Origin of the sequence: Euzebya rosea (assembly GCF_003073135.1) — a bacterium.
In the GTDB taxonomy this organism is placed as follows: Bacteria; Actinomycetota; Nitriliruptoria; order Euzebyales; family Euzebyaceae; genus Euzebya; species Euzebya rosea.
Genome location: NZ_PGDQ01000003.1, coordinates 32574 through 53153, shown reverse-complemented (window position 1 = coordinate 53153; position 20580 = coordinate 32574). Strand labels below are relative to the sequence as shown.

The window sequence follows — 20580 nt, the reverse complement described above, 5'->3', positions numbered from 1 at the left end:
GGCGCACAAACCCACCGTACGGACGGGGCCCGCAGGTGGGGGTGAGGGTTCGTGAAGTTGTTCGGGGTGTCGGCCTCTCGGCGACGGTGTCCCTGGCTGCGGGTGTCATGTGCAGCGCGTGTGGGCCTCCGTGGCGCCGACGTCGTCCCGTTGGGGGCGGCGGCCGAGTGACCAGACTACTCCTCCCCTGCCGACCCTGCTTCCCCACCATCGGCCGGGTCGGCCTGGGCGGGGACGTCGGTGGGGGTGTCGACGGGGGTGTCGGTCGAGGTCTCGACGACGTCGTCGCTGGGGGCCACCGCCGGCTCGGCGCCGGGTTCGGCCGGGGCGATGGGGTTGCCGTACTCGTCGATCTCGCCGCGGTCGAGGGCGGCCTGGAAGGCGGCCTGCTCCTCGGCGAACTGGGTCTCGGACTTGATGTCGATGCGCCAGCGGGTCAGGCGGGCGGCCAGGCGGGCGTTCTGCCCCTCGCGGCCGATGGCCAGCGACAGCTGGTAGTCGGGCACGACGACCAGCGCGGTCTGCTCCTCCGGGTAGAGGTACACCTCGCTGACCTTGGCCGGCGACAGGGCGTTGGCGACCAGCTGGGCCGGCTCGTCGGACCAGGTGACGATGTCGATCTTCTCCTGGTTCAGCGCCTCGACGATCGACCGGACCCGGCTGCCACGGGGCCCGACGCAGGCGCCGACGGGGTCGACGGCCGGGTCGTTGGTGGCCACGGAGATCTTGGTCCGGTAGCCGGCCTCGCGGGCGACCGCCTTGATCTCGATGACGCCCGCCTCGATCTCGGGGACCTCCAGGGCGAACAAGGACGCGACCAGGTCCGGGTGGGACCGGCTGACGATGATCTGCGGGCCCTTCAGGGACTTGCGAACCTCGGTGACGATGCAGCGCATGCGGGCACCGTGCTCGTAGCGTTCGGTGGACACCTGCTCGGCGTGGGGCAGCACGGCCTCGGCGTTGCCCAGGTCCAGGACGACGACGCGGTTGTCGTGGATCTGGATCGTCCCCGACACCAGGTCGCCCTGCTTACCGGAGTACTCGCCGTAGGTCAGCTCGCGCTCGGCCTCGCGCAGGCGCTGGGTCAGCACCTGCTTGACGGTCTGGGCGATCATGCGGCCACCGGCGTCGGCGGGGGTGTCGACCCACTCGTCGACGACGTTGCCCTCCTCGTCGAGGCGCTGGGCGAACACCGTGACCTCGCCACTGGAGCGGTCGATGACCACGCGGGCCTCCTCCGCCTCGGCGTTGGACCGCTTGTAGGCGTTGGCCAGTGCACCCTCCATCGCCTCGAGCACCGTCTCGAACGACAGGCTCTTCTCACGCGCGATCGCCTCGAGCGCTGGGATCTCTACCTTCATCGCGGCTGTCCTTCCGATGTCTCTTCGTCCCTCACCACCAGGCTCACCAAGGGAGCTGCTGTGTGGCCTTCATGATGCGGTCGTAGCTGATCTCGTGGGTGTCGCCGGCCTCGTCGCGGACGACGACGGCCTCGGCCGTGGTCGAGGCGATCTCGCCGATGACCTCGGCGGAGTCCTCGTCGTCGCCGTGGACGACCTTGACCAGGCGGCCCTCGACGCGGTCGAAGTCGCGCTGCGTGCGCAGCGGCCAGTCGGTGCCGGGTGAGGTGACCTCGAGGGTGTAGCGGTCCTTGACGGGGTCGTGTTCGTCCAGCAGCCGGGCGAGCTGCTTCGACAGCTTCTGGCACGTGCCGACGTCAACACCGCCCTTGCGGTCCACGATCACGCGGATCCGGGTGCGGCTGCCGCCGCCCTTCACCTCGATGTCGACCAGGTCCAGCGCTGCCTCGTCGGCGAGCGGCCGGGCGAGCTCGTCGATGGTGTCGGTCAGCGTCGCGGCCATCGGGTGCTCCTTCGGGTGGTTCGGTCGAGTCTGCAGTGGAGAACAAAAGAAGCGGGCGCAAGCGCCCACTTCGTGCCACCCGGTCAGTTGTCCAACACACGTCATCGGCGTGCCGGCCAGCCGCCGGTGCGGCAGGCAACTCAACAGCGTAGCAGCACCCTTTCTCCTTGCCGTGGCAAGCGCGCCGGTTCTGTCCGCGTCGTGACCCGCAGTGCGACCGAGGGGGTCGCCTGGGTGGAACACGGTGTCGAGGAGAGGAACCTCGGTGCGTGACCGCGCGACTGCACCCCGTGAGACCGACGGTTCGAGAAGGGGTAGGATGCGGCCGCCGTCCCCCGGAACCCACGGATCCCGCCGACCGATGAGTCCCCCATTCGACCGACAGGCCGAGGACCGCCCGTCCTCCCTCGGCTCGACAGCCATGGACGGCGATGGTTCGTCGACGTCCGTGCGCACGTCGGCCGCCACCGTCCCCGACGAGGTCACCGTCCCCGCCGAGGTCACTGTCCTCGACGAGGTCACCGTCCCCGACGAGATCGTCCTGGACCAGCCCGCCCCGGCTTCTCGCCAGGAACGGGTCCGTCGCACCGTGGAGCGCATCCAGCGCCTGCACGAACGAGACGTCCGGACCCTGCTGCTCGGCGACCGTGAATCCCGCCACCAGTCCGCCGCCGACCTGATCGACGACAACGCCTACCCGGTCGGCGTACCCGTGACCGCGGTCGTCGTGATGGCCGGGGCGGACGACAGCCACGTCAACGGCCTGACGGCGGACCTCATCCACCAGGTCCTGCGCCGCAGCGTCCGTCGGGCCGACCGCGCCGGGATCCTCCACCTTCCCCGTCGGACCCACGGCGTGCTGCTCGTGCCCTCGCTCGCTCCCGGCACCGAGGAGCCCGACGGCGGTGTGGCACGCCAGCTGCTGGAGGAGGCAACCGCCCGATGGGCCGAGGCCGGCGCCATCGGGGACCCGCCGTCGGTCGGCGTCGGGGCCGAACGTCGTAACCTCAGCTGCGCGGTGTACTCCTACCGACAGGCGATGGGGGCCGCGCGCATCGCCGGGACCATGCCGGCCTTCGCCCCCCTCGCCTCGTGGGGAGACCTCGGTGTGTTCGGCATGCTGTCGGGCCTCGGTCCCGATCAGCTGTCGGCGATGGTGCCCAAGGCGATCCGGGCGCTGCAGCGCATCGAGGACGGGGTGCTGCTGGACACCCTCGAGGCGTTCCTCGACAACAGCGGGCAGGTCAAGGCAACCGCGTCGACCCTGTACCTGCACCGGGCGTCGCTGTACCAGCGCATCCGTCGGATCGAGGAGATCACCGGCATGCGCCTGGACGACGGCCAAGCGCGGCTGCACCTGCACCTCGGGGTCAAGGCCGCCCGGGTGCTCCAGGCGATGACCCGGCCGCCGCAGGCCTGAACACCGTTCGAACACACTGTCGCGCGGCGGACACACAGGACGCGACCTCGTGCTGATACCGGTCCACCGGGGGCCCTTCTAGCGTCCACCTCGCGTTCACCCGGCCTCGCCCGAGGGGCTGGACACGCCGCGGTCGCGCACCGCGACCGTCCCGTCGCTGAAGGAGTCAAGACATGCCGTTGTCCCCTGTCCGCACACGGTTGGTGTCGCGTATCGCGGTACTGATCCCGGTCGCCGCGTTGCTGCTGGCGACCCTGCCCCTGTCCGGTGATGCCGACGCCGACCAGCGGGTCACCGATGAGTCCGTGACGCAGTTCCTGCTGGTCCACGTGCCCGACTCCACCCACATCCAGATGCTGGAGACGGCCGGCTACGACGTCGCCGAGGTGAACGCCGCCGACGACGGGGGCTGGGAGCTGAGCGTCCTCGCCAGCGACGGCCAGGCCGAGGCGCTGCCCGGGTTCGCACGGATCGTGGACAGCGCGCCCGCCCCCACCCTGGAGGACCTGCAGGACGACCTGTACGGCAACGTCCTCGTCGAGCCGGAGGAGATGCAGGAACGCGTCGTCGCGGAAGCCGAGATGGCGGCCTTCGCCGAGAGCACCCCCTCACCCGCCCCGGTCGTGGAGGATCGCTACATCGACGTCCTGCGGGCCGACTGGTTCGCCAACAGCGTCGGGATCTTCATCTCCGTGGAAGCGCACTCCGAGGAGGGATCGGGCGACGTCCTCACCGTGACCGCGAACGGCCAGGAGTTCCCGATGTCGCGCTTCACCGACGCCGGGCAGTACATGTACCACCGCTTCAGCTCGCCCGAGCGCGTCGTGTCGCCGCCGGCCCAGGTGACCGTCAGCAACGACGACGGTGAGTCCACGACCGTGCCGACCCGCCAGTGGACGTCCGGCTCGGTGACCCCGTTCCCCGCCGAGTTCGAGTGGGGCTTCACCAACGAGGGGTACATGGACGCGGTCCAGATCACCCAGGAGATCATCGAGATCGCCGCGTACAACCCGGGCATCACCGAGATGATCGACCTGCCGTACCTCACCAACGGCTACCGCCGCCAGGCGATCGCCCAGTCCGCGGGCACCAGCTCGAACCAGGTCATGTACCTGCTGAGCGACGCCTACGGCAGCGAAGGGGGCAACGACTGGACGCTGGTCCTGGAGAACCCGGGCACGCCGGACGCCACCACCGCCGTGGCGGTCGACGGAACGACCATCACCGTCACGCTGGCCACCGACGGCGACAGCAACGCCATCGCCACCGCGGCGGAGGTCGTCGACGCCCTCAACGGCAACCCGGCCGTCGCGGCGATGGGCTCGGCGCACACCTACCGGGGAAGTGCCGGCACCAGCCCCGTCCTCGCCGGGACCTACCCCCTCAGCGACCGCCTCTCCGCACCCGAGCACATCTCCCGTGAACCTGCCCAGGTACGGGCCCTCCGCATCGGTGCCCAGCGCGACGGAACCCGGCCCGGCGTGATGATCTACTGCCAGGAGCACGCGCGTGAGTGGGTCACCCCGCTGGTGTGCCTGGAGACCGCCCACCGCCTGACCGCCAACTACGGCACCGACCCGGCCACCACCACGCTGGTCGACACCCTCGACATCTTCATCGTGCCGACCGTCAACCCCGACGGCACGAACTTCTCGATGTACGACTACAACTTCCAGCGCAAGAGCATGACCAACTACTGCACCCCGGACAACTCCGACACGGGTCGGTGGAACTCCATGGGTGTGGACCTGAACCGCAACTACCGGGTGGGCAGCGCCCACGACGGCTACGACGGCGCTAGCACGACGTCGTGCACGAGCGGCACCTACGCCGGTCCTGCCGAGGGCAGCGAACCCGAGGCCCGCAACGAGATGTGGCTGGCCGCGACCTACCCCAACATCGAGTTCGCGATGAACACCCACTCCCACGGTGGGTACTTCATGTGGGCCCCGGCGTCCTACATCCAGGAGGGACGCGTCACCCTGCCGCGTCCGACGGCCGGTATCGAGGAGTACTTCGAGGTGACCGCCGAGTCGATCCTGCAGGACATCAAGTCCTTCCGCGGCACGGTGATCGAGCCGGGTCGTGCCGGCCCCGTCATCGACGTCCTGTACTCCGCCGCCGGCAACTCCGCCGACGACCACTACTACGAGTACGTCGACGAGGAGACCGAGGTCGGTCGCGACCCCGACATCTTCGCGTTCAACTTCGAGGTCGGTGCGCGCATCTACGACGCCGTCGACGACTCCTGGGACAGCACCGGGTTCCAGCCCGACTTCGAGGAGGAGGGCTTCTACCAGGCGATGGAGTTCGCCAGCGGCATGTACGGCCTGCTGGAGGTCGTCAAGGCCTTCGGCGAGGACACCCAGGCGCCGGTCACCTCCACCAACATCGCCGACGACCAGTGGTTCGAGGAACCGGTCGACGTCACCTTCGATTCCGACGAACCGGCCACCATCCACTACACGACCGACGGCAGCGAGCCCACCCTGGACTCGCCGGTCATCGAGCGGCGCTACATCCGTGACATCCCCATGCCGCTGACCATCAGCGAGCAGACGGTCCTGCGCTGGATCGCCGTGGATGCGTCCGGCAACGTGTCGGACCCCCAGCAGGTGACCGTCCGCTTCGAGCCGGCACCGACGCCGACCCCGACGCCGACCCCCACCCCCACGCCGACCCCGACCCCGAACCCGGGTCCGGGCCCCAACCCCGGTCCGGTCACCCCGACCGAGACGCCCACCGAGGAGCCGACGGAGGGTCCCGACCGGGTCCTGTCCATCACCCCCGGCGGCGTCGACGACGCCGACCCGACCGACCTGTCCATCGAGCTGTCGAAGCTGACCAACCCCGGCACGCGGGCGTTCGCCCAGGCCGGTGACAGCGCACTCGTCGCCTCCGACACCGTCTTCGCCGACGCCCTTGCGTCGGGGACCCTGCAGACCGACGGCCGTTCGCTGCTGCTGAACGAGGCCGACGAGCTGGAGCCGGAAGTCCTCGCGGAGCTGCAGCGGCTCGGTGTCGACGACGTCATCGTCCTCGGTGGCACCGCGGCCATCAGCGAGGCCGTCACCGACGAGCTCGAGGCGGAGGGCTTCTCCGTCACCCGCATCGCTGGTGCGACCCGGACCGAGACGGCGGTTGCGATCGCCGAGGCGGCTGCCGACGACGCCGGGCTCCTGCTGGCCCGGGCCTATCCCGCCGACGGGTCGTCGGACGCCACCCAGGCGTTCGCCGACTCGCTGGCTGCCGGTGGGTGGGCGGCACAGGCCGGCACCGGCCTGCTGCTGACCCAGTCCGACGAGCTGAACGGCTCGGCGGCGACCCACCTCCAGTCCACGTCGGCCGACGACGTCACCGCCATCGGTGGCGCCGCAGCGATCGCCGATGTGGTCCTGGACGCCGTCGAGGCGCTGGGTCTGTCGACGGATCGCGTGCAGGGCCCCAACCGGTTCGCGACCGCGGTTGCGATCGCCGAGGCACGTGGCTTCGACGCGAGCAACCCGGCCGAGCGCGTGATCGTGGTCGAGGGACAGGACGCGCAGTCGTGGGTGGCGGGCTTCACCGCTGCCGCGCTGTCGGCGTCCACCGACGCCCCGATCCTGCTGGCCAACGGCGACGACCTGCCGACGGAGACCATGTCCTTCCTCGAGTCGGCGTTCGCGCCGGCCGAGTCGGGCACCGTCGTGGTCTGCCTCGCCGCGCAGGCGGCGTGTGACGCCGCCGAAGCCGTCTTGGAGTCCTAGCCCTCCACGACGCAACCACGACGGCCGCCGGCACCTGCCGGCGGCCGTCGCTGGTTCTCGGCTGCCGGTGGCTGCTTCGGCTCCGGTTCGGGCCCGGCGGGATCAGCCGGTGGCCGGGCGCCGTCGCTCGTGGGTCGGGCGGCCGTTGTCGGCGTTGAGGCGGTCGAGGTCCTCCCGCGCGCCGATCAGGACCAGCACGTCGCCCGTTCCGAGGGGCACGGCCGGGTCGGGGCGGGTGCTGAGGCCGGCCACACCGGCCCGGCGGATCGCGACGACGTTGATGCCGTAGGTGTCGCGCAGGCGAGCGGTGGCAAGGGTCAGGCCGACGACGGGGGCGTCACTTCGGAGCTCGATCTCCTCCAGGACGATGTCGACGTCGGAGGCGTGGGTGACCACGTCGAGGAAGTCCACGACCGACGGCTTGGTCAGCAGTGCCGCGATGCGATGGCCACCGATCTCGCTCGGGGAGATCACCCGGTCCGCACCAGCCGCATGGGCCTTGGAGCTGTTGCGCGCGTCCTTGAGCCTGACCACGACGAAGAGGTCGGGACGCATCAGCTTCGCGGTGAGCGCGATGAGGACGTTCTCGGCATCGTCCTCGGTGACGGCAGCCACGCCGTAGGCCCTGCGGATTCCGGCGTCATCGAGGACCGACTCCTCCGAGGCGTTGCCGAGCAGGTGGGGCAGCCCCCGCTCGGCGGCGTAGTGCAGGCGGTCGGGGTCCACGTCGATGACCACCTGCTGGGTCTGGTCGCGGAGGAGGTCGTCGGACACCTGCCGTCCGACACGCCCGAACCCGCAGACGATCATGTGCTGGTCGAGGGCCTCGAGCTGCCGGTTCATTCTGCGTCTCCCCACGAGGTCGAGGAGGTGTCCCTCGACCAGGAACTCGATGACGTTGACGGTCAGGAACGTGAAGCTGCCCACGCCGAGCACGATGATCGCGCTGATGATGGCGCGGCCGGTGGCGTCGAGGTCGACGATCTCGGTGAAGCCGACGGCAAACACCGTGATGACCACGAAGTAGATCGCGTCACCCACGGTCGCGCCCTGGGTGGCCATCAACGCCACGACGCCCGCGACGGACACCGTGACGAACAGCCCGAGCGCGAAGAACAGGCGTCGGGTCACCGGCAGGCGACCGACGTTGATCTCCGTCGGGGGTGAACTCACCCGGGGGATGCTACGGCCCGATGGTGATCAGGCGGCGCAGCTCGTCGTGCACGGCGGGCGGGGACGCCAGGAAGTCCGTCGTGACGGTCGTCACGGCGTTGCCGTCGACGTCGGTGACCCGAGCCCCTGCCTCCAGCACGATCGTCAGCCCTGCTGCCACGTCCCACTTGCCCATGCCGCCGGCCCACGTCGCGTCGATGCGGCCGCTGGCGACGCTGGTCAGGTCGGCGACCGAGCACCCCTGCATGCGCGTGCCGAGCGCTCGCTGGACGAGGGCGACGTAGCCCGCCCGCATCCGCTCCTGACCGCCCCAGGCCTCGGGCGCACGGGGGGTCAGCGCGTAGCACATCAGCGTCCGGTCGACCCGGTCGACGGTCGAGGCATGGATCGGCACGCCGTTGCGCGTCGCGCCCATCCCCCGTGCTGCGCTGAACACGGTGTCGTGGCGTGGCAGGACGATCACGCCGACCAGCAGCTCGTCGGCGGGGCCGGCAAGGCCGATGGACACGCCCCAGTCGGGCAGGCCCTTGAGGAAGTTGGTCGTCCCGTCGATGGGGTCGACGTACCACCGCCGGGCATCGTCGAGGGCGACCGAGTCGGGCCCCGTCCCCTCCTCCCCCACCACGGCGTCGTCGGGGAACGCCTCGATCAGGCGTCGCTTGACCAACGCCTCGACCTGGCGGTCGGCCTCGCTCACCAGGTCGGCGTGGCCCTTCTCCTCAGTGGCCACGCCGCGGTGGTACCAGCTCATCGCCAGGTCACCGGCTTCCACGGCGATGGCCGTGGCCACCTGCCGGGCATGCCGCAGGGCAGCGTCGTCGTGATGGGCGGGGGCGGCGGTGCGGGCGATGCTGCTCACTGGCCCCGCAGGCTAGCTGACGACGGCGGGGGAACCGTCACCGCGTTCGGCGCGGATCTCCTCGGCCATCTCGTTGGCCATGTAGACCAGCGTCTCGACGATCTCGTCCTCGGCGACGGTCCACAGGACCTCGCCCTTCTTCAGGATCTGGCCCTTGCCCTTGCCGGCGGCCACGCCCAGGTCGGCCTCGCGAGCCTCACCCGGACCGTTGACGACGCAGCCCATGACGGCGACGCGGAGCGGCACGTCGATGCCCTCCAGGCCCTTCTGGACGTTCTCGGCGAGGGTGTAGACGTCCACCTCGGCCCGACCGCAGGACGGGCACGAGACGACATCGAGGCCACGCTCGCGCAGGTGCAGGGCCTCGAGGATCTCGATGCCGGCCTTGACCTCCTCGACGGGGTCGGCGGACAACGACACGCGGATGGTGTCGCCGATGCCCTCGCTGAGGAGGGCACCGAGGCCGACGGCGGACTTGACCCGACCGGTCTTCAACGGCCCCGACTCGGTGACGCCGAGGTGGAGGGGGTAGTCGGTCTGCTCGCTGAGCAGCCGGTAGGTCTGGATCATCGTCCACGGGTCGGAGTGCTTGACCGAGATCGCGATGTCGGTGAAGTCGACGTCCTCGAGGATCTTCACCTCGTCGAGGGCACTCTCGACCAGCGCGGCCGGCGTCACGCCACCGTGCTTCTCCAGCAGGCGTGCCTCGAGCGACCCGCCGTTGACGCCGATGCGGATCGGGATGCCAGCGTCCTTGGCGGCGTCGCCGATGACCTTCACCTTGGAGGTGTCGCCGGCCTTGTGGATGTTGCCCGGGTTGATCCGGACCTTGGCCACGCCTGCCTCGATGGCCGCCATCGCGTACTTCCACTGGAAGTGGATGTCGGAGACGACGGGGACGGTGGACTGCTTGGCGATCGCGGCCAGCGCGTCGGCGTCCTCCTGTCGGGGGACGGCCACGCGCACGATGTCCACGCCAGCGGCGTTGAGCGCGGCGATCTGCTGCAGGGTCGCGTTGACGTCGTGGGTCGGTGTGGTCGTCATCGACTGCACGCTGATGGGTGCGTCGCCGCCGACCTTGACGCCGCCGACGTCGATCTGGCGGGTCGTTCGACGGACGGGAGGGGTGAGGTGCTCGGGCTGGGCAGGAGCGGTGGACAGGACCGGAAGCGACGTGACCATGGTGGCCACCAACCTACCCAGATCCGCGCCCGTGCCACTCGTCCACTGCGCCACGGTCGTCGGCCGGTTGTCCACAGGTGGAGGCATCTCGTCGGCCGTCGGGCTCGCGGATCGGTCAGTGTCGGGCCATGGACCAATCACGCCACACCACCGCTCCCGCCTGGGAGGACCAGCAGCAGCTGCTCGTGGACCTCGCCGTCGACGACCTCCGCGCCGGCCTCGACATCCGCCCGACCATGGTGGCCTTCGACGCCGACGGCCCGCTGTTCCTCGCGACCGTCCGCCCCTTCGACAAGGGCCGGCACCACGACGCCATCATCGAGGTGGGTGCCCTGGCGATGGCGCTGCAGGCCCGCCGGCTGGCCATCTCGCTGGGCGGGCGGGCGTGGTCGCAGGACGACCCGATCCCGCCCGTGCTGCCCGACGTCGGGGACCTACGGCAGCGAGTGCTGGTCGTCCACAGCGTCGACGCGGCGAACGGGCCGGCCGACTGCCGCACGACGGTGTGGCCGGTACGCGGCGCCCGGGTCGGCGAGGACGTGTCGCTCGGTGATCCCGTGGCGTCCGACGACGGGGTCGGATGGGTCGTCGACGCGATGGCGGTCATGGTGGACCCCCGCAACCAGGAGCCCGTCAGCGAGCAGGAGGTCGCCGAGCAGGTCATCCGCTGCGACCGCCTCGGTCACCAGCTGGCCTGGTCCGGCCCGGGGCTTGTTCGGCTGGACCGCGCGATGACCGCCCACTTCGGCGGCCCCTGGCTGGCCGGCGAGGCGGCCTGACCCGCCGATTGGCCGCGACCCCGCAGGGTGTGATGCGGTGGGGACGTGCGCACCGCCCTCGCCCTCCTCCTGCCGTGGAGCATCCTGCTGCTGCCCCGCGTCCCCGTCGTGGGCGAGCTGGTGGGCGTCCTGCTGCCGGTGATCGGGCTTGCCGCGGCGGTCGCTGCGGTGTGGGTGCACCGACGACGCCCGCCGGCGGTGGACGGTCGGGCCGTGCCGACCGTGGTGGCCGCCGCGACCCTCGCGCTGGCCTGCGTCGCCGGGACGGTGCTGCCGTGGACCCCCATGGACCTCGACGCGCCCCGCGGTCCGACGGTGGAGATCGTGTCGGCCAACATCCGGTCGGCCAACGACGGCGATGCCGCAACCGACGAGCTGCTGGCCACCGGCGCCGACGTCGTGGTGACGGTCGAGACGCCGATCCTCGCGATCGAGGGGTTGCAGGCGGTGTACCCGCACCGCACGACGGCCCTCCCCCGGCGTCTGGGCGGGGTGACCGTGTGGTCGCGGTACCCGCTGCAGCGCCTGCCCGACCTCGACGGGCTGCAGGAGGCCCGGTCGGTCGTGGTCCGGGTCGACGCACCCGCCCCCTTCGTGCTGGTGGCCATGCACCTCCCGCGGCCGTGGGCCACCAGCCGAGGCCTGGTCGGTGACCCACCGCACGCGACCCGATACGAAGCCGACCTGCTGACCCAGCAACGACTGGCCGAGTCGCTGGCCGCCGGCCTGGCGGACGTCGAGGGTCCGGTCGTCGTCGCGGGCGACCTGAACCTGACCGACCGCGGGTACGGCTACCGCCAGCTGACGACGGTGGTCGACGACGTGATCCGGTCCTCGTGGGCGTTGCCCACGTCGACCAAGCCGCTGTTCCTGCCGCTGCGGCTGCGCATCGACCACATCATGGTCGGCGGCGGCTGGTGCGGCCGGAGCCGCGGCCACGTCCCCCTCCCCGGCAGCGACCACGACGCCATCGGGGCTGCCGTCGGCCCCTGCCCCCGCACCACCACCGCCTGACCCACCCTCCAGCCGGCCCGCCTGCGCCTCGGCCCCGGCGCCCCGGCCCCGACCCCCGACGCCCCGGCCCCGACCCCCGGCGTGTGCGATCCCCACCCACCTCGGACGTCCAACTCGCACACCCTCCACGTGCTGACCGGCCCCGACTCCCGGCGTGTGCGATCCCCACCCGCCTCGGACGTCCAACGCCCACACCCTCCACCCGCGTGTGTCATCCCCTCCCACTGGGGGCGTGCATGCCACACGGCAGCCGACCCCGTGTGCGATCCCCACCCGCCCAAGCTGCCGATCGCGCACGCCCAGTCAACGGGCCAGCGCGCACGCGGTCCACCCGCTGACCGGCCCCGACCCCCGACGCCCCGGCCCCGACCCCCGGCGCCCCGGCGTGTGCGATCCCCACCTGCCTCGGACGTCCAACGCCCACACCCTCCACCCGCGTGTGTGATCCCCTCCCACTGGGGGCGTGCATGCCACACGGCAGCCGACCCCGTGTGCGATCCCCACCCGCCCGAGCTGCCGATCGCGCACGCCCAGCCAGCGGACCAACCCGCGCCAGCGGACCAACCCGGACCAACCCGGCAGCGCGCGGCGGCTACTGGACCAGCTGGGACGCCGGCTGGGTGATGTCGAGGTAGAGGGCGGTGGTCGTGAGGACCACGAAGAAGGCGATGACCGCGAGGGCGATCGGCGTGACCACCGACGGGTTCAGGCGGAACTTGGGACGCGAGCGGCCGTCCTTGCGCAGCTTGCGGACGCCCTCGACGCCCTCCTCGACGGCCAGCACGGCAACGTGACCGCCGTCCAGCGGGGGCAGCGGCAGCATGTTCAGCAGCCCGAGCACGAGGTTCAGCTGGGCCAGCACGACCAGCACGGCGAAGACATCGCCCTGGTTGCCGAGCTCGTTGACGATCTGCCCGGCCCCGACCAGGCTCGTGGCGCTCTCCGCGGGGCGGGGTTCGTCACCGGCGACGGAGCCGAAGAACGAGGTCAGCCCGTCGAGGCTGAAGATGCGGGTCAGCCCGTCGACGGTCGCGCGGGTCATGAACCACATCGAGTAGTCGCGCCCGGTGATCTCCACGCTCGCCGAGGGGCTGAAAGCCGTCCGGGTGCCGTCGACCAGGCCGAGGGGCTGCACGGCACCCTCCGGGGCAACGCCGAGGAACCCGGCGCCAGCCCGCTCGGGGTCGGGGTGGTCGGCGTCGAGCACGGCCTCGGTGGTGATGGTCTCGCCGTCACGTACCACCGTCAGCGCCAGCGTCTCGCCGGCCGCACCCTCCACGATCTCGCGGATCGGGGCGAACCCGTCGACCTCCTGCCCGTCGACGGCCACGATGACGTCGCCCGCCTGAAGGCCGGCGGCGGCGCCGGGGCTGTCCTCCACGACCATGGCCACCTCGTTGGTGGACATCGGCAGGCCGACGAAGGCCAGGCCGCCGATGAGGAGGAGGAACGCCAGGAGGAGGTGCGTGGCCGACCCGGCGGACAGCACGATGACGCGCTTCCACGGCTTTTGCTGGTAGAACAGCCGGCCGTCGTCGGCGGGGTCGACCTCCTCCCACGGGGTCATCCCGGCGATCTTGACGAACCCGCCGGCGGGGATCGCCTTCAGGCCGTACTCGGTCTCACCGACGTGGCGGGACCAGACCGTCGGCCCGAAGCCGATGAAGTACCGCTCGGCCTTCATGCCGAACGCCTTCGCCGTGACGAAGTGCCCCAACTCGTGCAGGGCGATGGAGAACACGATGGTGAAGACGAAGATCGCGACGAACATGCGGTTGGGTCATCTCCTGGTCGTGTGGCGGGCCGGTCCGGTCGGTCGACCGGGCCCTGTCACCGTCGGCGGATCAGCGCTGCGGCGGTGCGTCGTGCGTCGGCCTCTGCGGCGAGCACCTGCTCGACCGATTCCGCCGCGTGCACGTCGTGGGACTCCAAGGTTGCCGCGACGACCTCGGTGATGCCGAGGAAGTCCAGCCCTCGTTGCAGAAACGTCTCCACCGCCACCTCGTTGGCGGCGTTGAACGCCGCCGGCGCGGTGCCGCCGGCTCGGCCGGCCTGAACTGCCAGGCGGACCATCGGGAAGGTGTCGTCGTCCAGGGGCTCGAAGGTCAGGTTCTGCGCCGTCGTCCAGTCCATCGTGGTCGGCGCGAACGCCAGCCGCTCCGGCCAGGTCAGGGCCAGCTGGATCGGCAGCCGCATGTCGGGCGGCGACAGCTTGGCCACCGTGGCGCCGTCGACGAACTCCACCATCGAGTGCACGATCGACTGCGGGTGCACGACGACGTCGATGCGGTCGTAGTCGATGTCGAACAGCAGGTGGGCCTCGATGACCTCCAGGCCCTTGTTGGCGAGGGTCGCGGAGTTGATCGTGATGACCGCACCCATGTCCCACGTCGGGTGGGCGAGCGCGTCGTCGACGGTCACCGTCTTCAGCTCGTCACGGGTCCGCCCGCGGAAGGGCCCGCCGGAGGCGGTGAGGACCAGCCGTCCGACCTCCTCGGCCCCGCCGCTGCGCAGGCACTGGGCGATCGCGGAGTGCTCGGAGTCGACGGGGACGACCTGGCCGGGGGCCGCCGCGTCGTGGACCAGCTGGCCGCCGACGATCAGGGACTCCTTGTTGGCCAGCGCCAGCTGGCTGCCGGCGTGCAGGGCCGCCATCGTCGGGGCCAGGCCGATCGAGCCGACCATGCCGTTGACGACGACGTCGGCGCCACAGCCGGCCACGATCGCCGCGGCGTCCGGGCCGTCGACGACCTCCACGCCGGGCAGCGCCTCCCTGATCTCGCGGGCAGCGTCGGCATCGGCCACACCGACCAGCGACGCACCCGACCTGCGGGCCTGCTCGATCACGTCCGTCGAGCGGCCGCATGCCAGCGCCACGACCTCGAACCGGTCCGGCCAGCGCTCCACGACGTCGAGGGTCTGGGTGCCGATCGACCCGGTGGCCCCCACGAGGGCGACGGTGCGTCGTCCCGTGGTGGGCGAGGGTTCGACGGGGCTCACGATCGTCCGGTGATCCGCTCGGCCGCCCCGACGGCGACGGGCAGGATCCTGCCGCTGGCGACCTGGTAGTTGGCGTACAGCTGTCCGCAGGCCGCGTCGATGTCGTTGCCGCGGTTGGCCCGGATGGTGGCGGAGATGCCGCCGTCGACCAGCACGTCGGCGAACGCCCGCTGCTGCTCCACCGTCGGCGCCGACCACGGCACGGCCGGGGTCGGGTTCATCGGGATGAGGTTGACGTGCGCGGAGCCGCCGGGCATGTGGTGGCTGAGCAGTCGGCGCAGCTGGTGGGCCTGGGCGACGTCGGTGTTGACGTCGGCGATCATCACGTACTCGAAGGTGACGCGGCGACCGGTGGCCTCCAGGTAGTCGCGTGCGGCGGCGAGCAGCTCCTCGAGGGGATGCTGGCGGTTGACCGGGACCAGGTCGTTGCGCAGGCCGTCGTCGGGGGCGTGCAGGCTGACCGCCAGTGTGATCGGCAGGTCCAGCGCCTGGAGCTTGCGGATGCCGGGGACCAAGCCGACCGTCGAGACGGTGATCGAGCGCGCCGACAGGCCGAACGGGCCGTGCAGCCACTTCACGCAGTCGAGGGTCACGTCGAGGTTGGCCAGCGGCTCGCCCATGCCCATGAACACGATGTTGGTGACGTGGTCGGGCACGCCGTCGGGCAGGGGGGACAGCTCGGGCCAGTCGGCGGCGCTGCCCTCGGGGTCGGTCAGGAGGCGCTGCATGACGGTGACCTGGCGAAGGGTCTCGCCGACGCCGAGCTGGCGGCGGAAGCCGATCTGCCCGGTCGCGCAGAACGGGCAGCCCATGGCGCAGCCCGCCTGGGTGGAGATGCACACCGTGGCCCGCGCCGCGCGCTTCTCGGTCCTCGGGTAGAGCATGAGGACGCTCTCGATCTCCTCCTTGCGCTCGCCGTTGCCGCACTCGAGCAGGACCTTGCGGGTCAGGCCGCCGTCGGCCTCGCTGACCTTGACCACCCGCGGACGCGTCTGCATCGCCGCCGACAGCTCGTCACGCAGCGCCGCCGGCAGGTTGGTCATCTCCTGCGGGTCCTCGACCCCCTTGGTCAGCCACTCCGTCAGCTGGCCGCGCCGGTACCCGGGCTGGCCCTCGAGCAGCACATCGAGTCCGGCCTCGGTGTAGGGGTCCGGCGGGGTCTTGCCGGGGTCCGGCGGGGTCTTGCCGGGGCCAGGAGGGGTGGTGACGGCGCCGGACGGGGGTGACGTGGTCGGCGTGGCGTCGGACGTGTCGGACATCGGTATCAGATCCCGAATGCGAGGAGGACGAGGTGGGTGACGGGCAGGGCGAACAGCAGCGCGTCGATGCGGTCCATGACGCCGCCGTGTCCGGGGAAGATGCCGCCGAGGTCCTTGATACCCAGATCACGCTTGACCAACGATTCGGCGAAGTCACCGAGGGTCGCGGCGACCACGACCGCGGCCGCGAGGGCGAGGGCGGGGACCAGGTCGACCCCCGGAACGGTACGCGTCGTGACCAGCGCCGCCATCAGCAGCGTGGTGGCCATCGCGCCGGCGAAGCCCTCCCACGTCTTGCCCGGGCTGACGGCGGGGGCGATCCTGTGCCGGCCGAAGTTGCGGCCGAAGGCGTAGGCCCCGATGTCGTTGGTGACGGTCAGCGCGGTGCCGGCCAGGACGTACCAGTGCCCGTCGGGACGACGCAGCAGCATCGCAAGCGAGCTGGCGGCGACGACGACCCACACCAGCATCAGCGCCAGCGCCGCCATGCGGGACACCGCGTGGCCGGCCGCGTTGGTCACGAGGACGACGACGAAGCCGGCGAGCAGCGCGACGTACAGCCCGTGGACCTGCACGTCCGGCCCCCACCAGTAGGTGCCGAGGAGCATCACCGGTGCCGCCACCGCCGCGACGATGGTCGGTGGACGTGCCTTGGTCCGTGCGAACGCGCCGTCCAGCTCGTACAGCGCGATCACGACGTTGACGGCGACGAACACCAGGAACAGCACCGGCTCGAGCAGGAGGCTGCCGATGTACGCACCGGCAAGGCCCAGGCCCACGCCGATCGCGACGGGCAGGTTGCGACCGCCCCGTGGCGTCGCAGCCGCCGGGGCACCGTCAGCGGGTTCGGGGACCGCCATGAAGGATGAGGATGCAGGAGGTGGTCAGACCTCCAGCAGCTCGGCCTCCTTGACCTTCAGCAGCTCGTCGATGCGGGCGGTCGCCGCGTCGGTCCGCTTCTGCAGGTCGTCCTCGGCGCGACGCAGGTCGTCCTCGGTGATCTCGCTCTCGCCCTCGAGGCGCTCGAGCTCGGACTTGGCGGCACGGCGGGCGTTGCGGACGGCGATGCGGCCGTCCTCCGCACGCTCGCGGGCGATCTTGACGAACTCCTTGCGGCGTTCCTCGGTCAGGTCGGGGAACACCACGCGGATGACGTTGCCGTCGTTGTTGGGGTTCAGCCCGAGGCTGGACATCATGATCGCCTTCTCGATGTTGCTGAGCGCCCCGCGGTCATAGGGGGAGATCAGCAGCACGCGCGCCTCGGGTGCGGTGACGCCGGCGATCTGCTGCAGCGGCGTCATGGTGCCGTAGTACTCGACCGGCAGCTCGGTGAGCAGCTGGGGGTTCGCACGGCCCGTGCGGATCTTGGCGAACTCGGCCTTGGTGTGCTCGACGGCGCCGTCCATCTTCAGCTCTGCGTCGTCGAGGATGTCGTCGGTCACGTCGTAGTCCTTCGCTGGATCCATCGGCCCGGGACCTGCCGGCTGCTCTGTGTGTCGTCCCGTTGCTCAGCTGTAGCCATCGCTCAGCTGTGTGTGTCACTCAACTATCGTCCCGATCGGCTCGCCCGTCACGGCCCGGCGGATGTTGCCCTCCGTCCGCAGGTTGAACACGATGATCGGCAGGCCGTTGTCCATGCACAACGAGATGGCCGTGGCGTCCATGACCTTCAGCCCGTCCTTGAGCACCCGCAGGTAGTCGAGGCGGTCGTACTTCGTGGCGTCCGGGTGGATCGCCGGGTCGGCATCGTAGACGCCGTCGACCTTCGTCCCCTTCAGGATGGCCTGGGCGCCGATCTCCAGCGCGCGCTGGGCGGCGGCGGTGTCGGTGGAGAAGTACGGCGCACCGAGGCCGGCGGCGAAGATGACCAGCCGCTTCTTCTCCAGGTGGCGCACGGCGCGGCGGCGGATGTAGGGCTCGGCGAGCTCCTGCATCGCGACGGCGGACTGCACCCGGGTGTCCAGTCCACGCTTCTCGCAGGCGTCCTGCAGGGCCAGGGCGTTGATGACGGTGGCCAGCATGCCCATGTGGTCGGCGCTGGAGCGCTCCATGCCCGAGGCCTGGGGCGAGGCACCACGGAAGATGTTGCCACCGCCGACGACCACCCCGATCTCGACGCCAAGGCCGGCGACCTCGACCAGCTGGTCGGCGACGGAGGCCACGACCTGCGGCGAGATGGAGTTCGCTTCGTCGGCGAACGCCTCACCGGACAGCTTGAGGAGCACTCGGCGGTACTGCTTGTTGGGCGAGTCGGCCATCAGGGATCTTTCCGTTGGGATGGGACGGCGGTGGCGCGGGGGCCCCGTCGGAGCGGGGTCGGCGTCGGGGCCGGCGGCGATGGTAGTGGACGTCCCGGGGGTCGGGGCGAACGAACGCCCCTGCGCGACGAGTCGGGCAGGGGCGTTGACGTTGGTGGCGCTAGGCGCCGATGGAGAAGCGGGCGAACCCGCCGATCTCGATCTTCTCACCGGTACGAGCGCTGGCCTCGGTGACGAGCTGCTCGATGGTCTTGCTGGTGTCCTTGACGAAGGGCTGGTTCAGGAGGACCTGCTCCTTGAGCAGCGAGTTGACCCGACCCTCGACGATCTTGTCGATGATGTGCTCGGGCTTGCCCTCCTCGATCGCCTGCTGGCGAGCGAAGTTGGCCTCCTTCTCCTTGAGCGCCTCGTCGACCTCGTCCTCGCTGACCGCAACCGGCTTGGCCGCCGCGATGTGCATCGCGATGTCCTGGGCCAGGACCTTGAAGGACTCCTCCTTGGCCACGAAGTCGGTCTCGCAGTGCAGCTTCAGCATGACGCCGACCTTGGCCGGCATGCCGGGGGTGGGGGTGTGCAGGTAGGCGTGCACGAGCCCCTCGTTGGCGGTGCGGTCACCGGCGCGCTCGGCGGCCTTGCGGCCGGTCTTGGCGCGGACGATGTCGGCGGCAGCGTCGAAGTCGCCGCCGGCCTCCACCAGTGCGTTCTTGCAGAGCATCATGCCGGCGCCGGTGGCCTCGCGAAGGGCCTTGACGTCGGCGGCGCTGATCTTGACGTCGCTCATGTCTGGGTTCTCTCGATCGTGGTTGGGGTGTGGCCAGGCGTTACGCCTGGGCCTCTTCCTGCGGGGCGGCCGGGGCCGGCTCCTCGGTGGGCTGGGTGTCGGCCTGGTCGGCCTCGGAGGCGGATGCACCGGCGGCGGCAGCGGCCGACGCGGCCTCTTCCTGCTGCAGGGCGATCTCCCACTCGGCCAGCGGCTCGGCGGCCGGCTGGGCCGGAGCGGCGGGGGCCTCGGTGGACTCCGTCGGGGTGGACGCGGCAGCCGCGGCAGCCTGCTCGGCGACGACGTCGTCGGAGGTGCGAGCCGCACGACGGGCGTACCCGGTGGCGCAGGCGTCGGCGATGAGGTGGGTCAGCAGCGCGCCGGAGCGGATCGCGTCGTCGTTGCCCGGGATGACGTAGTCGATGACGTCGGGGTCGCAGTTGGTGTCCACGACGGCAACGACGGGGATGCCCAGGCGGTTGGCCTCGGCGACGGCGATGTGCTCCTTGACGGTGTCGACGACCCAGATGGCCGACGGCAGCTTCGTCATGGTGCGGATGCCGCCCAGGTTGCGCTGCAGCTTGTCCAGCTCACGGGTGAGCAGGAGGCCTTCCTTCTTGGTCAGCAGCTCGATGGTGCCGTCGTTGACCATGTCCTCGAGCTCGCGCAGGCGAGTCAGGCGGGTCTTGATGGTCTCGAAGTTGGTCAGCATGCCGCCGAGCCAGCGGAAGTTCACGTAGGGCATGCCCACGCGCATGGCCTGCTGCTCGACTGCTTCCTGCGCCTGCTTCTTGGTGCCGACGAAGAGCACGGTGCCGCCGCTGGCGACGGTGTTCTCGACGAACTCGTAGGCACGCTCCAGCATGCCGACGGTCTGCTGCAGGTCGAGGATGTAGATGCCGTTGCGCTCGCCCCAGATGTACCGCTTCATCTTGGGGTTCCAGCGACGGGTCTGGTGTCCGAAGTGGACACCGGCTTCCAGGAGTTGCCGCACGGTGACGACGCCCATGATCTGTTCCTTTGTGTTCGCGGTTGGACCTCGCGCGCGTACCTGACGGTCGACGGTGCCCCGCTCGGGGGTGACGTCGCTCGCCGGTCGGGCCTCCACCATGTGGTGGACCGCTGGCCCGGCCGCGCGCTGTGTGATGTGGTGGTCTGCATCGCCGACATGGCCCGCGAGCAGCCTGAACCGTCCGATGCGTGCGCACGACGACGTGCCGGCCCGGACGGGCGCCGAATGGTACACGCGATGTCGGGCGGTGGCCAT

General features: G+C 70.8%; 17 protein-coding genes. 4 read left to right on the top strand and 13 right to left on the bottom strand.

The features are described 5' to 3' along the window. Window positions 1-176: 176 nt before the first annotated feature. Window positions 177-1361: a transcription termination factor NusA gene (gene nusA, locus CUC05_RS03250; protein ID WP_170127904.1), complete on the bottom strand. Its 1185-nt coding sequence runs from the start codon at window positions 1359-1361 to the stop codon at window positions 177-179. Window positions 1362-1404: 43 nt separating this feature from the next. After that, complete coding sequence (locus tag CUC05_RS25085; RefSeq protein WP_170127903.1) at window positions 1405-1863, bottom strand: ribosome maturation factor RimP; 459 nt, start codon at window positions 1861-1863, stop codon at window positions 1405-1407. Between the two features lie 361 nt (window positions 1864-2224). On the opposite strand from CUC05_RS25085, the gene CUC05_RS03240 reads away from it, so the two are divergent. After that, a complete protein-coding gene (locus tag CUC05_RS03240) occupies window positions 2225-3283 on the top strand; it encodes a PucR family transcriptional regulator (protein ID WP_170127902.1) in 1059 nt (352 codons plus the stop codon). A gap of 173 nt (window positions 3284-3456) precedes the next feature. After that, entirely contained in the window at window positions 3457-7029 is a 3573-nt protein-coding gene (locus tag CUC05_RS03235) for a M14 family zinc carboxypeptidase (protein ID WP_108664648.1), read from the top strand. A gap of 102 nt (window positions 7030-7131) precedes the next feature. Here the strand turns inward: CUC05_RS03235 and CUC05_RS03230 are convergent, their stop codons facing one another. From CUC05_RS03230 to ispG, 3 genes are read right to left on the bottom strand one after another with little or no spacing between them, the layout of a single operon-like run. Then, a complete protein-coding gene (locus tag CUC05_RS03230; RefSeq protein WP_157965157.1) occupies window positions 7132-8202 on the bottom strand; it encodes a potassium channel family protein in 1071 nt (356 codons plus the stop codon). A 10-nt stretch (window positions 8203-8212) separates the two neighbouring features. Continuing rightward, complete coding sequence (locus tag CUC05_RS03225) at window positions 8213-9061, bottom strand: inositol monophosphatase family protein (RefSeq protein WP_108664646.1); 849 nt, start codon at window positions 9059-9061, stop codon at window positions 8213-8215. Between the two features lie 12 nt (window positions 9062-9073). Next, a complete protein-coding gene (gene ispG, locus CUC05_RS03220) occupies window positions 9074-10243 on the bottom strand; it encodes a flavodoxin-dependent (E)-4-hydroxy-3-methylbut-2-enyl-diphosphate synthase (RefSeq protein ID WP_108664974.1) in 1170 nt (389 codons plus the stop codon). 128 nt (window positions 10244-10371) lie between these two features. Between ispG and CUC05_RS03215 the strand changes: the two genes are divergently transcribed. Together CUC05_RS03215 and CUC05_RS03210 are read left to right on the top strand one after the other, a co-directional pair. After that, on the top strand, window positions 10372-11022 hold the full coding sequence (locus tag CUC05_RS03215; RefSeq protein WP_108664645.1) for a hypothetical protein: 651 nt from the start codon (window positions 10372-10374) through the stop codon (window positions 11020-11022). Window positions 11023-11067: 45 nt separating this feature from the next. Next, the gene (locus CUC05_RS03210; protein ID WP_108664644.1) at window positions 11068-12036 is read left to right on the top strand and encodes an endonuclease/exonuclease/phosphatase family protein; all 969 of its coding nucleotides are present in this window, start codon (window positions 11068-11070) and stop codon (window positions 12034-12036) included. A gap of 592 nt (window positions 12037-12628) precedes the next feature. On the opposite strand, the gene CUC05_RS03205 is transcribed toward CUC05_RS03210, so the two are convergent. From CUC05_RS03205 to rpsB, 8 genes are all read right to left on the bottom strand, one after another. Further along, window positions 12629-13807 (bottom strand): M50 family metallopeptidase, encoded by a 1179-nt coding sequence (locus CUC05_RS03205; RefSeq protein WP_108664643.1) that lies wholly within the window; start codon window positions 13805-13807, stop codon window positions 12629-12631. Window positions 13808-13866: 59 nt separating this feature from the next. Beyond that, window positions 13867-15039 (bottom strand): 1-deoxy-D-xylulose-5-phosphate reductoisomerase, encoded by a 1173-nt coding sequence (dxr, locus tag CUC05_RS03200; RefSeq protein WP_108664973.1) that lies wholly within the window; start codon window positions 15037-15039, stop codon window positions 13867-13869. Then, the gene (gene rlmN / locus CUC05_RS03195; RefSeq protein WP_108664642.1) at window positions 15033-16295 is read right to left on the bottom strand and encodes a dual-specificity RNA methyltransferase RlmN; all 1263 of its coding nucleotides are present in this window, start codon (window positions 16293-16295) and stop codon (window positions 15033-15035) included. Before rlmN ends, dxr begins: the two co-directional genes overlap by 7 nt. Before the next feature lie 5 nt (window positions 16296-16300). After that, entirely contained in the window at window positions 16301-17155 is an 855-nt protein-coding gene (locus CUC05_RS03190) for a phosphatidate cytidylyltransferase (RefSeq protein WP_108664641.1), read from the bottom strand. Window positions 17156-17179: 24 nt separating this feature from the next. Next, window positions 17180-17761: a ribosome recycling factor gene (gene frr / locus CUC05_RS03185; protein ID WP_108664640.1), complete on the bottom strand. Its 582-nt coding sequence runs from the start codon at window positions 17759-17761 to the stop codon at window positions 17180-17182. 72 nt (window positions 17762-17833) lie between these two features. After that, window positions 17834-18553, bottom strand: a complete 720-nt coding sequence (gene pyrH / locus CUC05_RS03180) for a UMP kinase (protein ID WP_108664639.1) — start codon at window positions 18551-18553, stop codon at window positions 17834-17836. A 160-nt stretch (window positions 18554-18713) separates the two neighbouring features. Beyond that, on the bottom strand, window positions 18714-19334 hold the full coding sequence (locus CUC05_RS03175) for a translation elongation factor Ts (protein ID WP_108664638.1): 621 nt from the start codon (window positions 19332-19334) through the stop codon (window positions 18714-18716). Window positions 19335-19374: 40 nt separating this feature from the next. Then, window positions 19375-20322 carry a 30S ribosomal protein S2 gene (rpsB, locus tag CUC05_RS03170; RefSeq protein ID WP_108664972.1) on the bottom strand — a complete coding sequence of 316 codons (948 nt, stop codon included), beginning with the start codon at window positions 20320-20322 and terminating at the stop codon, window positions 19375-19377. Between the last annotated feature and the right edge of the window lie 258 nt (window positions 20323-20580).

Coding starts and splice junctions, on each gene's coding strand:
- nusA (WP_170127904.1), bottom strand. CDS start 1,361: ATGAAGGTAGAGATCCCAGCGCTCGAGGCGATCGCGCGTGAGAAGAGC.
- CUC05_RS25085 (WP_170127903.1), bottom strand. CDS start 1,863: ATGGCCGCGACGCTGACCGACACCATCGACGAGCTCGCCCGGCCGCTC.
- CUC05_RS03240 (WP_170127902.1), top strand. CDS start 2,225: ATGAGTCCCCCATTCGACCGACAGGCCGAGGACCGCCCGTCCTCCCTC.
- CUC05_RS03235 (WP_108664648.1), top strand. CDS start 3,457: ATGCCGTTGTCCCCTGTCCGCACACGGTTGGTGTCGCGTATCGCGGTA.
- ispG (WP_108664974.1), bottom strand. CDS start 10,243: ATGGTCACGTCGCTTCCGGTCCTGTCCACCGCTCCTGCCCAGCCCGAG.
- CUC05_RS03215 (WP_108664645.1), top strand. CDS start 10,372: ATGGACCAATCACGCCACACCACCGCTCCCGCCTGGGAGGACCAGCAG.
- CUC05_RS03205 (WP_108664643.1), bottom strand. CDS start 13,807: ATGTTCGTCGCGATCTTCGTCTTCACCATCGTGTTCTCCATCGCCCTG.
- rlmN (WP_108664642.1), bottom strand. CDS start 16,295: ATGTCCGACACGTCCGACGCCACGCCGACCACGTCACCCCCGTCCGGC.
- CUC05_RS03190 (WP_108664641.1), bottom strand. CDS start 17,155: ATGGCGGTCCCCGAACCCGCTGACGGTGCCCCGGCGGCTGCGACGCCA.
- frr (WP_108664640.1), bottom strand. CDS start 17,761: ATGGATCCAGCGAAGGACTACGACGTGACCGACGACATCCTCGACGAC.
- pyrH (WP_108664639.1), bottom strand. CDS start 18,553: ATGGCCGACTCGCCCAACAAGCAGTACCGCCGAGTGCTCCTCAAGCTG.
- CUC05_RS03175 (WP_108664638.1), bottom strand. CDS start 19,334: ATGAGCGACGTCAAGATCAGCGCCGCCGACGTCAAGGCCCTTCGCGAG.
- rpsB (WP_108664972.1), bottom strand. CDS start 20,322: ATGGGCGTCGTCACCGTGCGGCAACTCCTGGAAGCCGGTGTCCACTTC.